This window comes from Rathayibacter sp. VKM Ac-2760 (genome assembly GCF_009834185.1).
Classification (GTDB): Bacteria; Actinomycetota; Actinomycetes; order Actinomycetales; family Microbacteriaceae; genus Rathayibacter.
In genome coordinates this window covers 2,516,309-2,528,493 of sequence record NZ_CP047173.1, presented here as the reverse complement: position 1 = coordinate 2,528,493, position 12,185 = coordinate 2,516,309, and the positions used below count along the sequence as shown (strand labels likewise).

Genomic DNA, 12,185 nt, shown 5'->3' with positions numbered 1-12,185 from the left:
GCCGTGCGCCGGTAGCCTTATCGCATGGCTGAACGCACCTCCTGGTCGCTCGGTCGCGCACTGCGCGGCCTGTTCGAGAAGCGCACGATCGACGACCAGACCTGGGACGACCTCGAGACCGCCCTGATCACGGCCGACTTCGGCCCGGACATCACCGAGGAGATGGTCGAGGACCTCCGCGCCAAGGTCGCCCGCTACAACACGACCGACCCGCGCGACCTCCAGCGGATGCTCCGCGAGTCGCTCGAGGAGCGCCTCTCCAAGTACGACACGACGCTGAAGCTCAGCGAGCGGCCGGCAGTGATCCTGGTCGTCGGCGTGAACGGCGTCGGCAAGACCACCACCATCGGCAAGTTCGCCAAGTTCCTCCGCAACTTCGACCGGAGCGTCGTGGTCGGGGCCGCCGACACCTTCCGCGCCGCCGCGGTCGACCAGCTCGCCACCTGGGCGCATCGCGCCGACGCGCAGATCGTCCGGCCGCAGCAGGAGCGCCAGGATCCGGCCTCCGTCGCCTATCAGACCGTCGAGTACGCGAAGACCCACGGCATCGAGATGGTCATCATCGACACCGCCGGGCGCCTGCACACCAAGGGCGGCCTGATGGACGAGCTCGGCAAGATCAAGCGCGTCGTCGAGAAGCAGGCACCGATCTCCGAGATCCTCCTGGTCCTCGACGCGACCACCGGTCAGAACGGCCTGATGCAGGCCCAGGCCTTCATCGAGCACGCCGGCGTCACCGGCCTCGTCATCACCAAGCTCGACGGCTCGGCCAAGGGCGGCTTCGTCCTCGCCGTCCAGGAGAAGACCGGCATCCCCATCAAGCTCGTCGGCCAGGGCGAGGGCATCAACGACCTCACCGGCTTCACCCCCCACGTCTTCGCCGCCCAACTCGTCGCCTGACCCCCCCGCTTCCGCGAGATGCCACTTGTGCCCGCGACACGCCGTGAAACGCGCGCACAAGTGGCATCTCGCGGGAGGGGGGGCCGGTCAGACCGCCTGGGAGAAGCCCAGGGCCGCGTCCGCCAGGTGGCGCAGGTGCTCGGGGACGGGCAGGCCCTTCGACTCCATCGAGCGGGCCCAGAGGCGGCCGGCGCGGTAGGAGGAGCGCACCAGCGGCCCCGAGAGCACGCCGAGGAAGCCGATGTCCTCCGCCTCCTCCTTGATCGCGACGAACTCCTCCGGGTGCACCCAGCGGTCCACCGGCAGGTGCCGCGGCGTCGGGCGGAGGTACTGCGTGATCGTCACGATGTCGGTGCCCGCGTCGTGCAGGTCCTGCAGCGCCTGCGAGATCTCCTCCCGCTCCTCGCCCATGCCGAGGATGAGGTTCGACTTCGTGATCAGCCCCGCGTCGCGCCCCTGGGTCAGCACGTCGAGTGAGCGCTCGTAGCGGAAGGCCGGTCGGATGCGCTTGAAGATCCGCGGCACCGTCTCGACGTTGTGCGCGAAGACCTCGGGCCGGGCGTCGAACACCCGCTGCAGGTGCTCGGCCCGCCCGGTGAAGTCCGGCACCAGGATCTCGACACCCGTCCCCGGCGCCTGCGCATGGATCTGCCGGATCGTCTCGGCGTAGAGCCAGGATCCCTCGTCCGGCAGATCGTCGCGCGCCACCCCGGTCACCGTCGCGTAGCGGAGGTTCATCCGCGCCACCGACTCGCCCACCCGGCGCGGCTCGTCGGAGTCGTAGTCCGCGGGCTTGCCGGTGTCGATCTGGCAGAAGTCGCAGCGGCGGGTGCACTGCGAGCCGCCGATGAGGAACGTCGCCTCGCGGTCCTCCCAGCACTCGAAGATGTTGGGGCAGCCCGCCTCCTGGCAGACCGTGTGCAGCTCCTCGTCCTTCACCAGCGATTGCAGCTGCCGGTACTCCGGGCCCATCACGGCCTTGGTCTTGATCCACTCGGGCTTGCGCTCGATCGGCGTCTCGGCGTTGCGGACCTCCAGACGCAGCAGCTTCCGCCCGCCGGTCTCGGCGCTCACGCCGCGACCCCGGCGATCGCGGCCTCGGCGGCGAAGGCGGGCGCCGCCTCCCGGAACCTCGCCTGGACCCGCGCGCGCACCGCCGCCATCGCGGGCGCCTCACCGCGCTCGCGCTCGAGAGTGGTGACCCCGGCGTCGGCGATCCCGCACGGGATGATCCGCGAGTACGGCTCGAGGCTGTTCGACACGTTGAGCGCGAAGCCGTGCATCGTCACGCCGTGCGCCACTCGGACGCCGATGGCGGCGATCTTGTCGGCGCCGTCACCCCGGCGGATCCAGACCCCTGAGCGCCCGTCGACCCGCTCGCCCGTCACGCCCAGGTCGTCGAGCACCTCGATCAGCACGCCCTCGAGCGATCGGACGTACGCCACCACGTCGACCGGCTCGCGCAGCCGCACGATCGGATAGCCGACCAGCTGACCCGGTCCGTGCCAGGTCAGCCGTCCGCCGCGGTCGACGTCGACCACCGGGGAGCCGTCGACCGGCCGCTCGTGCGCCTCCGTCCGCTTGCCCGCCGTGTAGACGGACGCGTGCTCGCAGAGCACCAGCGCGCCGGGCCGCGCTCTGGCGACCACCTCGCCGTGCAGGCGGCGCTGCAGCTCCCAGCCGTCGCGGTAGTCCAGGGGATCCGCGGCATCGCCCGCGAGCAGAGTCTCGATCACGCCGCCACCCTAGACGATTTCTTGCACTCGGTACAGTTAATGCCGTCCTGCGCTCGGCGTCCGACGTCCGCGGAGCCTCCGGTAGAATTCCCGGCATCATGGCTACTTTCGGCACCCTCTCCGATCGACTCGTCGAGACCTTCAAGAACCTGCGCACGAAGGGCAAGCTCTCGGCCTCGGACGTCGACGGCACCGTCCGCGAGATTCGGCGCGCCCTGCTCGACGCCGACGTCGCGCTCGACGTCGTCAAGGCGTTCACCGGGAGGATCCGGGAGCGCGCCCTCGGCGACGAGGTGAACAAGGCGCTGAACCCGGCCCAGCAGGTCGTGCAGATCGTCAACGAGGAGCTCGTCGCGATCCTCGGCGGCCAGTCGCGCCGCCTCGAGTTCGCCAAGCGCCCGCCGACGGTCATCATGCTCGCCGGCCTCCAGGGTGCGGGCAAGACGACCCTCGCCGGCAAGCTCGGCAAGTACCTCGGCAAGGACGGCCACACCCCGCTCCTCGTCGCGGCCGATCTCCAGCGCCCGAACGCCGTGCAGCAGCTGCAGGTCGTCGGCGAGCAGGCCGGCGTCGCGGTGTACGCCCCGGAGCCCGGCAACGGCGTCGGCAACCCGGTCAAGGTCGCGCAGAACGCGATCCGCTTCGCGACCGACAAGCAGTACGACACGGTCATCATCGATACGGCCGGCCGCCTCGGCGTCGACGCCGACATGATGAAGCAGGCCTCCGACATCCGCCGCGTGACCAACCCGGACGAGGTCCTCTTCGTCATCGACGCGATGATCGGCCAGGACGCGGTCGCCACCGCGAAGGCCTTCCAGGAGGGCGTCGACTTCACCGGCGTCGTCCTCTCCAAGCTCGACGGCGACGCCCGTGGCGGCGCGGCCCTCTCCGTCGCCTCGCTCACCGGCCGCCCGATCCTCTTCGCCTCCACCGGCGAGGGCCTCGACGACTTCGAGCAGTTCCACCCCGATCGCATGGCGAGCCGCATCCTCGACCTCGGCGACGTGCTCACCCTCATCGAGCAGGCGCAGAGTGCGTTCGACGAGGACGAGGCGCGCAAGATCGCCGAGAAGATCATGGGGGACACGTTCACCCTCGACGACTTCCTCGGCCAGATGCAGCAGCTGCGCAACATGGGCTCGATCAAGAAGATGATCGGCATGCTGCCCGGCGCGAAGGGCATGCGCGAGCAGCTCGACCAGTTCGACGAGCGCGAGATCGTGCGCACCGAGGCGATCATCCAGTCGATGACCAAGGCCGAGCGGGTGAACCCGAAGCTGCTGAACGGCTCGCGGCGCCTGCGCATCGCCCGCGGTTCCGGCATGACCGTGACGGACGTCAACCAGCTCGTCCTCCGCTTCGACCAGGCCGCGAAGATGATGAAGACGGTCGCCAAGGGCGGCATGCCCAACGTCCCCGGCATGGGCCCCGTGCCCGGCGCCGGCTACCAGGGCCGCCCGAAGCCGCAGAAGAAGAAGAGCAGCAAGTCCGGGAACCCGGCGAAGCGCGCGGCGGAGAACGCGGCGATCTCCTCCGGTCCGCACTCCACCAACGCGGGCGGCTCGGGCTTCGGCCTCGGCGGCGGCTCCGGGGCGGGCGCGCAGCCCACGCCGGAGGAGCTGGAGCAGCTGCAGAAGCTCCTGGGCCGATGAGGGGCCTGCCGATGAGGGGCGCGCGCGCCGGTCTCGCGGTCGCCGCGGCGGCCGCCCTGGCCCTCGGCCTCGTCGGCTGCTCCGAGGGCTCGGGAGTCGACGCCGCGTCGGCACCGTCGCCGGACGAGCTCGTCGGCCGCTGGGTCACGGGAGTGTCCTACGAGTCGCCGGACGTCCCGTTCCTGCTCCTCGCCGAGGACGGCACGTGGACCGGCTCCGACGGCTGCAACGGCGTCCAGGGCGAGTGGTCGATCGACGGCGAGGGCTCGCTGACCGTCGAGGCCGGCCCCAGCACGATGATCGCCTGCGACGGCGTCGCGCTCCCGATGATCTTCGCCGACGCGATGATGGCCTCGATCGACGGCGGCCGCCTCCGCCTCTTCGACGCCGACGGCGCCACCACCGTGAAGCTCGCCCGCTCCACCACCGACGACGCCCCCACCGCGTCCCCCGACCCGGCCGGCGAGTAGCAGCCCCCCTTCCTTGCTGGTCGAGTAGCCCCGCAGGGGCGTATCGAGACCCACGTCCGTCAGTGCGATGGCTGCGTGATCTTCGCGTCCCGATCACGGTGGATCTCGATACGCCCGCTGCGCGGCCTACTCGATCAGCATGCTCCCGCGACTCCCGGAGCGCCCGCCGCGAGGTCTAGCGTGAAGCCATGACAACCGCTTCTCCGCGCCCCGTCCGCATCGGCGTCCAGATCGCCCCCCAGCACGTCTCCTACGAGGTCATCCGCGACACGCTCGCCGAGCTCGAGGACCTCGGCGTCGACATCGCCTTCAACTGGGACCACTTCTACCCGCTCTCCGGCGAGCCCGACGGCCTGCACTTCGAGGGCTGGAGCATGCTCGCCGCCTGGGCCGAGCAGACCAGCCGCATCGAGTTCGGCCCGCTGGTCACCTGCAACAGCTACCGCAACCCCGATCTGCTCGCCGACATGGCCCGCACCGTCGACCACATCAGCGCGAAGGGCGCCGAGGGCCGCCTCATCTTCGGCATCGGCTCCGGCTGGTTCGAGCGCGACTACCAGGAGTACGGCTACGAGTTCGGCACCGCCGGCTCCCGCCTGGACGAGCTCTCCGAGGCGATGCCGCGCATCCGCGCCCGGTGGGACAAGCTGAACCCGGCGCCCACCCGCGACATCCCGGTGATGATCGGTGGCGGCGGCGAGAAGAAGACCCTCCGCATCGTCGCGGAGCACGCCGACATCTGGCACAGCTTCTCCGACGTCCCCACCCTCGAGCGCAAGCTCGGCGTCCTCGCCGACTGGTGCTCGCGCGTCGATCGCGACATCGACGCCATCGAGATCTCGACCGGCGCGAGCGTCCGCGGGGGAGTCGGCGACGCCTCGTTCGGCGTGCTCGACCAGCAGTTCGACCTCGGCGCCCGCCTGTTCACGCTCGGCATCACCGGGCCGGACATCGACCTCGCTCCGGTGCGCGACCTGCTCTCCTGGCGCGACGGCAAGAACAGCACCACCCGCTGAGTGGACCGCCGGCGGTCAGTCGGGCGCGTCCGTCGCCCGCTGATCGCCGGGGATCGCCTGCGCGAGCCCGGCCTTCTCCGCGGCGAGCACGAAGGCGTCCGCGAGGGCGACCTGGCCTTCGGCCGTCGGGTGCACGCCGTCCTCGGCGAGCAGTCCGTCGGGCCGCAGCGGATCCGGGTACTCGAGCGAGATCCCGCCCGCCGCGTCCACGGCGTCCACGAGCGCCTCGTCGTAGGCGTTCAGGTCCTCCGGGCGCGGGTCCGGACCCCAGACCGAGTCGAGCGCGATCAGGCGCGCCGAGGGGGAGGCCTCGACGATCGCCTGCACAGCCGGCCCCATCGCGTCGGCGACCTCCTCCGGCGTCCAGCCGAGGTCGTTGCTGCTGGCGATCAGCACGATCGCGTCGGGCCGGGTGTCCGCGATCTCCTCGGCCCGGTCGCCGACGGCCGCTCCGCAGTCGCCGAGCTCGATGAAGCCGCCGCCGTCGCAGCCGAGGTTGTCGACGGTCCAGCCGAGGTCGGCGCCGACGAGAGCGGGCCACGCCTCGCTCGCGTCCAGGCCCAGGCCGCGGACGATGCTGTCGCCGACGATGGTGACCCGCGAGCCGGCGGGCAGTGCGCCGCCGAGGGCGAGGGGTGCGGAGTCGGACAGCGGATCCTCGGTCGGCGAGGGGAGGGGGACCGGGCTCGCCGTGGCGGAGGCGGAACCGCTCGGGCCGCTCGATCCGCCCGAACCGCTCGAGCCGTCCGATCCGCTCGTCGCGCTCGAGCACCCGGTGAGCATCAGTGCCGCGGCACCGAGCAGAGCGGCGGAGGTGAGGAACCGCCCCGTCACGCCCGCGGGTCCTTCAGGCCGTCGCGCAGCTCGCCGGCCAGCGCGCGGACCACGGAGCGCAGGTCGCCGTCGTTCTCGGCCGCGACCCGCAGCTGGCGCTGGTAGCTCGCGCCGGCCACCAGGATCAGCTCGACATCGGCGAGCTCGGCCGCGCAGTCGAGGCGCTCGGCCACCGGCGCCAGAGTCGCGAGCAGGTCGCGGATGTCGTCGGTCACCAGGCGCTCGTTGCCGGCCGCGTCGAGGATGACCTCCGCGTCGAGTCCGTACCGCGCTGCGCGCCACTTGTTCTCGCGGACATACCACGGCTGCATGGTGGCGAGCGTCTCGCCCGCGTCGAGCTTGGACGAGAGGTGCTCGACGAGGCACTGGATGAGCGCCGCGACCGCGCCGATCTCCTCCGGCGAGGACAGGCCGTCGCAGGCGCGCATCTCGATCGTGCCCCACTGCGGCGAGGGGCGGATGTCCCAGCGGACCTCGGTGTGGTCGTCGATGATGCCCGTGCGCATCATGTCGTCGACGTACTCCTCGTAGTTCGCCCAGGCACCGAACTGCGGCGGCAGTCCCGCGGTGGGCAGCTGCTGGAACATCAGCGCGCGGTTCGACGCGTAGCCGGTGTCGACTCCGCCCCAGAACGGGCTCGAGGCCGAGAGCGCCTGCAGGTGCGGGTAGTAGTCGAGCAGTGCGTTGAGGATCGTCAGGACCTTGTCGCGGTCCTCGATGCCCACATGCACGTGGATGCCCCAGATCATCATGTTGCGGCCCCACCACTGGGTCCGGTCGATCAGGCGGTGGTAGCGCTCCTTGTCGGTGACGGTCTGGTCGTACCACTGCGCGAAGGGGTGCGAGCCGGAGCAGACCAGGTCCAGCCCCATCGGGTCGGTGATCTCGCGGACCTGGCGCAGCTGGTCCTGCAGATCGGCGACGGCGTCGCGGACGGTGCGGTGCACTCCGGAGACCAGCTCGACGGTGTTCCGCAGCAGCTCGCCGGTGATCCGCGGGTGCGGCGAGCCGTCCTCGCCGCGGAGCGCCTCGAGCACGACGTCGGCGACGTTGGCGAGATCGCCCGTCTGCCGGTCGACGATGGCCACTTCCCACTCGATCCCGAGGGTGGAGCGGTCGGATTCGGCGAAGGTGATCTCCATGACGGCGTCCTCGTCAGTCCGGCGTCCACCGGGTCGGGACGCACCCCCACATCCTCGCATCCGGGACCGGAGCGGATGCCGTGCGGCGGCTTCCCGTGTCGGCGCCGCAGGGCGCGGGTTTTTCTGGCAGAATGATCCGTCGGGTCCGAGGCGGTCGACCCTCTACTCACCGCCGAAGAAACCCCCTCGAGCTTCCGGCCGGGTGTGCCCCCACGCTCACGGCTCAGTTCATCCATCATCGACCTCACGGTCAACGACCACACAGGAGAATTGTGGCTGTCAAGATTCGTCTGAAGCGCCTCGGCAAGATCCGAGCGCCCTACTACCGCATCGTCGTCGCCGACTCGCGCACCAAGCGCGACGGCCGCGTGATCGAGGAGATCGGCCAGTACCACCCGACCGAGCAGCCCTCGTTCATCAAGGTCGACTCGGAGCGCGCGCAGTACTGGCTCGGAGTCGGCGCGCAGCCGACCGAGCAGGTCGCCGCGATCCTCAAGCTGACCGGCGACTGGGGCCGCTTCAAGGGCGACGCCGATGCCGTCAGCACCGTCCAGGTGAAGGAGCCCAAGGCCCCCTTCGTCGTCGACGCGAAGAAGAAGCCGGTCCTCAAGCCGAAGTCCGAGGCTCCCGCCAAGGCCACCGCGCCCGAGGCACCCGCCGCCGACGAAGCCTCCACCGAGGCGTAGTCAATGCTCGCTCCCGCCGTCGAACACCTCGTCAAGGGGATCGTCGAGAACCCCGATGAGGTCAAGGTCGTGGCTACGAGCTCCCCGCGCGGAGAGGTCCTCGAGGTGCGCGTGCACCCCGAGGACCTCGGCCGCGTGATCGGACGTTCCGGTCGCACCGCCAAGGCCGTCCGCACACTCGTCGCTGCCCTCGCCGACGGGCGACGCGTGCGCGTCGACGTCGTCGACACCGACAAGTAGGGTGGCGGCCCCCGCAGCGGGCACGACGCAGCTCCGCGTCGCCCGACTCACCAAGGCCCACGGGCTCAAGGGCGCGATCAAGCTCGAGCTCTACACCGACGAGCCCGACAAGCGCTTCACCCCCGGCGCCACCTTCACGCTCCAGGTGCCGCGCACCTCCGAGTGGCACGGCAAGAAGCTCGAGCTCGCCGAGCTCCGCTGGTACAACAGCCACCCCGTCGCGTTCTTCAAGGGCATCGCCGACCGCGACGCCGCCGAGACCCTCCTCAAGGCGATCCTCTGGATCGACGAGGAGGTGCAGACCGAGCCCGGCGACGACGACTCCTGGTACGACTACCAGCTGGTCGGCATGTCCGTCGTCCGCGACGGCCGCGAGGTCGGCACGGTCCGCCGCGTCGACCACTTCCCCGCGCAGGACCTCCTGATCGTCGGCACCCCGTCGGGCGAGGTGATGGTCCCGTTCGTGAACGCGATCGTGCCGTCCGTCGACCCCGTCGCCGGTGTCGTCACCGTCACGCCGCCGATCGGCCTCTTCGAGGAGGCTCCCGAGGAGGAGCCGGCCGAGGTGGACCTCAGCGGCGTCGACCTCTCCGACCCCGAGCTGGCCGCGGCCGCTCCGGTCGAGGAGGAGGGCGAGACCCCCGACTCCGCTGATGCCGACTCGGCCGACGCCGACGCCGATGCCGTGACCCCGGACTCCCAGGAGGAGCCGCGGTCGTGAGGATCGACATCGTCACGATCTTCCCGGAGTTCTTCGGCGTCCTCGACATCAGCCTGCTCGGGCGCGCGCGCCAGAGCGGGCTGATCGAGCTCGGCGTGCACGACCTCCGCTCCTTCACCCACGACCGGCACCGCACCGTCGACGACACGCCCTACGGCGGCGGCGCAGGCATGGTGATGCGGCCGGAGCCGTGGGGCGAGGCGTTCGACACGATCCTCGATCCGGCCGCGGACCCGCTGGTGATCTTCCCCTCGCCGGCCGGCGAGGTCTTCACCCAGGCCACCGCGCGCGAGCTCGCGCAGGAGTCGTCGCTCGTCTTCGGCTGCGGCCGCTACGAGGGCATCGACCAGCGCGTCGTCGACCACACCGCCGAGCGCGCCCGGGTGCGGATGATCAGCCTCGGCGACTACGTCCTCAACGGGGGAGAGGTCGCCGTGATGGCGATGATCGAGGCCGTCGGCCGCCTCGTGCCCGGCGTCGTCGGCAACCCGGCGAGCCTGGTCGAGGAGAGCCACTCCGACGGCCTGCTCGAGTACCCCAGCTACACCAAGCCCGCCTCCTGGCGCGGCCTCGACGTCCCCCCGGTGCTGCTCAGCGGCAACCACGGAGCGATCGCCGCCTGGCGCCACGAGCAGAGCGTCGAGCGCACCCGCCGCGTCCGCCCGGAGCTCCTGCCCTGACCCCCTCCCGCGAGATGCCACTTGTGCACGCTTTTTGCGGCGTGTCGCGTACCCAAGTGGCATCTCGCGGCGGGGATCAGCGCTCCAGGGTGAGGTGGCGTTCGCGGAGGGCGAGGAAGAGCGGGAAGGCGAAGGCCAGGGCGACCAGCGGGGCGAGCAGGACGAGGATCCAGACGCGCTTCATCCCCACGCGGCGGCCCTCGATCACCATGAAGGCGACCGCGGCGATCGCGACCACCAGCAGGTCCGTCGTGATCGACGAGACCGCGGGGCCGCCGCTCGCGAGATCGCCGAGGAAGTCGACGCTCTCCAGCACCGCCAGGATGTTGTAGGTCCAGGTGCCGATGAGGCCCGCGACGGCGAGCACGAGGTAGATCACGGCGAGCGGCGTCCAGCCGCGGCGCAGCCGGCTCATCGCGCTACCTCGGTGGAGGCGCGCCGGACGGCGACGACCGCGGCGAGGACCAGGACGACCGTCACCGCGCCGCCCACGGCGAGCGTGAGCGCATCCGGAGAGACGATCGACTGCCCGCGCAGCGCCTGCCAGCAGGTCAGCGCGACGACCGCCGACCACGCGAGCGCTGCGATCGCGACCAGCCGCAGCCGCAGTGTCGCATCGCTCAGCAGTCGCACCCGCGACCCCAGCCGCGCGAGCGCGAAGGCCAGCAGCGGCAGCCCCTGCAGCGCGTGCATCCCGACGAAGTGCGGGATCCGCAGATCGCCGCCCGTGGTGCTCCAGCCGAGCAGCGGAAGGCCCGCGCCGCCGTCGGCCACGCCGACCGCGTGCGCGCCGACGACGCCCTGGTAGTCCGAGAGCTGCGCGGCGGTCGGCCCGGTCATCAGGAAGGCGAGCGCCATCCCGACTAGTCCGATCACGAGGCCGGCCCGGACCGCGAGGGTGAGCGATGGGTCGCCGAGCGGCACCCGCGCCAGGAGCGCCGCGAGCACCAGCGTGACCAACCAGACGACGACGATCGACACCGCCATCGCCGCCCACAGCACCGAGTGCAGCGGCGTCGTGACGTTGAAGTGGCTCGTGACGCCGACCGCGGCGGCGCCGCCGATGACGACCATCTCGATCCCGAGTCCGGCGACGGCGATGCTGCCGAGGATCCGCGCGAGCCGCCGGCGGCGCGCGGGGACGAGGCCGATCAGCCAGGCGAGGGTCAGCGCGTAGACGGCGATGGAGAGGCAGAACTTCAGCGGCTTGGCCCAGAGCGGCTGCCCGCCGAGCTCGCGCGGGTCGGCGAGGAGCAGGACGAGGCAGGCCAGGACCCCGACGGCCATCGCCGCGGCGAGGACGAGCAGCGGGCGGTGCGGGCGGGCGGGGGCCGCTGCGGCACGCTCCGGACGCTGGATCGTGGCGGTCATCGCGCCACCTCGGCGTTCTCCCGCGCCGCGGTGCGCTCGGAGGCGGGTGCGGAGTCCTGCCGCTCCCCGAACCTCCGCTGCGTCTCGCGGGCCTGCGCGACGCGGCGCATCGACTGCAGCACGACGTCGCCGAGGGCCGTGCCGACCGCGGCGATGGAGGTCTGCTCGCTCACGCTGCTGCGCGCCTCGAGCTCGTCCAGGTCCGCGCTCGCGACGATCTCCGCCGCCCGGGCGTAGGCCTCGAGCCACGACGGCGTCATCCCGCCGCCGGAGAGCTCCAGGGCGTCGAGCGCCCTGGCCGCCGTCCGCACAGCAGGGTGCGCGCAGTAGTCGTCGCCGACGATCGCCTGCACCCGCTCGAGCGAGGCGGCCGACGCGGGGGCCCCGGAGTCGACGTTCGCTGAGACGACGTCCTGCGCCACCTCGAACGCGACCGCCGGGGGAGCGCCCTCGTCCAGCACGGCCGTGATCCGCTTCGCGCCGGCGATGCCGACTCCGCCGCTCTCGATCAAGGCGCGCAGCAGGCGGAGCCGGGCGAGGTGGTCGTCGCCGTAGTCGGACCGCTGGGGCCCCGAGGCGGTGCCCGGTGGCAGCAGTCCCTCGCGGATGTAGTACTTGATCGTGGGCAGGCTGACGCCGCTGAGGCGGCTGAGCTCCGAGACTCGCATGCGGATAGTATCGCTATCGGATACCGCGGCTGTCCAGTGCTCAGCGCTCGATCTCCGGAGTCGAGC

The 12,185-nt window shown here is 71.5% G+C and carries 15 protein-coding genes; 8 read left to right on the top strand and 7 right to left on the bottom strand.

What is annotated here, in order from left to right:
• The first annotated feature begins 24 nt into the window (after positions 1-24).
• Positions 25-900: a signal recognition particle-docking protein FtsY gene (gene ftsY / locus GSU72_RS11465; protein WP_159985125.1), complete on the top strand. Its 876-nt coding sequence runs from the start codon at positions 25-27 to the stop codon at positions 898-900.
• 87 nt (positions 901-987) lie between these two features.
• On the opposite strand, the gene lipA is transcribed toward ftsY, so the two are convergent.
• Both lipA and lipB read right to left on the bottom strand, forming a co-directional pair.
• Positions 988-1,974 carry a lipoyl synthase gene (gene lipA / locus GSU72_RS11460; RefSeq protein ID WP_208545050.1) on the bottom strand — a complete coding sequence of 329 codons (987 nt, stop codon included), beginning with the start codon at positions 1,972-1,974 and terminating at the stop codon, positions 988-990.
• A complete protein-coding gene (gene lipB / locus GSU72_RS11455; RefSeq protein ID WP_159985124.1) occupies positions 1,971-2,636 on the bottom strand; it encodes a lipoyl(octanoyl) transferase LipB in 666 nt (221 codons plus the stop codon). The genes lipA and lipB overlap by 4 nt, the downstream gene beginning before the upstream one ends.
• Positions 2,637-2,734: 98 nt before the next feature.
• Between lipB and ffh the strand changes: the two genes are divergently transcribed.
• The 3 genes from ffh to GSU72_RS11440 all read left to right on the top strand — a co-directional run bounded on the left by ffh (position 2,735) and on the right by GSU72_RS11440 (position 5,777).
• Entirely contained in the window at positions 2,735-4,291 is a 1,557-nt protein-coding gene (gene ffh / locus GSU72_RS11450; protein ID WP_159985123.1) for a signal recognition particle protein, read from the top strand.
• 11 nt (positions 4,292-4,302) lie between these two features.
• On the top strand, positions 4,303-4,761 hold the full coding sequence (locus tag GSU72_RS11445) for an META domain-containing protein (protein WP_159985122.1): 459 nt from the start codon (positions 4,303-4,305) through the stop codon (positions 4,759-4,761).
• A gap of 188 nt (positions 4,762-4,949) precedes the next feature.
• Positions 4,950-5,777, top strand: a complete 828-nt coding sequence (locus GSU72_RS11440; protein WP_159985121.1) for an LLM class F420-dependent oxidoreductase — start codon at positions 4,950-4,952, stop codon at positions 5,775-5,777.
• Positions 5,778-5,792: 15 nt separating this feature from the next.
• Here GSU72_RS11440 and GSU72_RS11435 read toward each other — a convergent pair whose 3' ends face one another.
• On the bottom strand, positions 5,793-6,611 hold the full coding sequence (locus tag GSU72_RS11435; protein ID WP_159985120.1) for an SGNH/GDSL hydrolase family protein: 819 nt from the start codon (positions 6,609-6,611) through the stop codon (positions 5,793-5,795).
• Positions 6,608-7,753 carry a glutamate--cysteine ligase gene (locus GSU72_RS11430; RefSeq protein ID WP_159985119.1) on the bottom strand — a complete coding sequence of 382 codons (1,146 nt, stop codon included), beginning with the start codon at positions 7,751-7,753 and terminating at the stop codon, positions 6,608-6,610. The genes GSU72_RS11435 and GSU72_RS11430 overlap by 4 nt, the downstream gene beginning before the upstream one ends.
• 272 nt (positions 7,754-8,025) lie before the next feature.
• On the opposite strand from GSU72_RS11430, the gene rpsP reads away from it, so the two are divergent.
• Genes rpsP through trmD form a run of 4 tightly spaced genes read left to right on the top strand, consistent with a single transcriptional unit; the run spans position 8,026 to position 10,080 of the window.
• Entirely contained in the window at positions 8,026-8,439 is a 414-nt protein-coding gene (gene rpsP / locus GSU72_RS11425) for a 30S ribosomal protein S16 (protein WP_123445713.1), read from the top strand.
• A 3-nt stretch (positions 8,440-8,442) separates the two neighbouring features.
• Positions 8,443-8,679, top strand: coding sequence for an RNA-binding protein (locus GSU72_RS11420; RefSeq protein ID WP_123445714.1), 237 nt, complete (start codon positions 8,443-8,445; stop codon positions 8,677-8,679).
• 1 nt (position 8,680) lies between these two features.
• Positions 8,681-9,400: a ribosome maturation factor RimM gene (gene rimM / locus GSU72_RS11415; RefSeq protein WP_159985118.1), complete on the top strand. Its 720-nt coding sequence runs from the start codon at positions 8,681-8,683 to the stop codon at positions 9,398-9,400.
• Positions 9,397-10,080: a tRNA (guanosine(37)-N1)-methyltransferase TrmD gene (gene trmD / locus GSU72_RS11410; RefSeq protein WP_123445716.1), complete on the top strand. Its 684-nt coding sequence runs from the start codon at positions 9,397-9,399 to the stop codon at positions 10,078-10,080. The genes rimM and trmD overlap by 4 nt, the downstream gene beginning before the upstream one ends.
• A 76-nt stretch (positions 10,081-10,156) precedes the next feature.
• On the opposite strand, the gene GSU72_RS11405 is transcribed toward trmD, so the two are convergent.
• Genes GSU72_RS11405 through GSU72_RS11395 form a run of 3 tightly spaced genes read right to left on the bottom strand, consistent with a single transcriptional unit; the run spans position 10,157 to position 12,119 of the window.
• The gene (locus GSU72_RS11405; protein ID WP_159985117.1) at positions 10,157-10,495 is read right to left on the bottom strand and encodes a DUF2834 domain-containing protein; all 339 of its coding nucleotides are present in this window, start codon (positions 10,493-10,495) and stop codon (positions 10,157-10,159) included.
• Complete coding sequence (locus GSU72_RS11400) at positions 10,492-11,451, bottom strand: hypothetical protein (protein WP_159985116.1); 960 nt, start codon at positions 11,449-11,451, stop codon at positions 10,492-10,494. The genes GSU72_RS11405 and GSU72_RS11400 overlap by 4 nt, the downstream gene beginning before the upstream one ends.
• Positions 11,448-12,119: a MerR family transcriptional regulator gene (locus GSU72_RS11395; RefSeq protein WP_159985115.1), complete on the bottom strand. Its 672-nt coding sequence runs from the start codon at positions 12,117-12,119 to the stop codon at positions 11,448-11,450. The genes GSU72_RS11400 and GSU72_RS11395 overlap by 4 nt, the downstream gene beginning before the upstream one ends.
• Positions 12,120-12,185 lie beyond the last annotated feature (66 nt).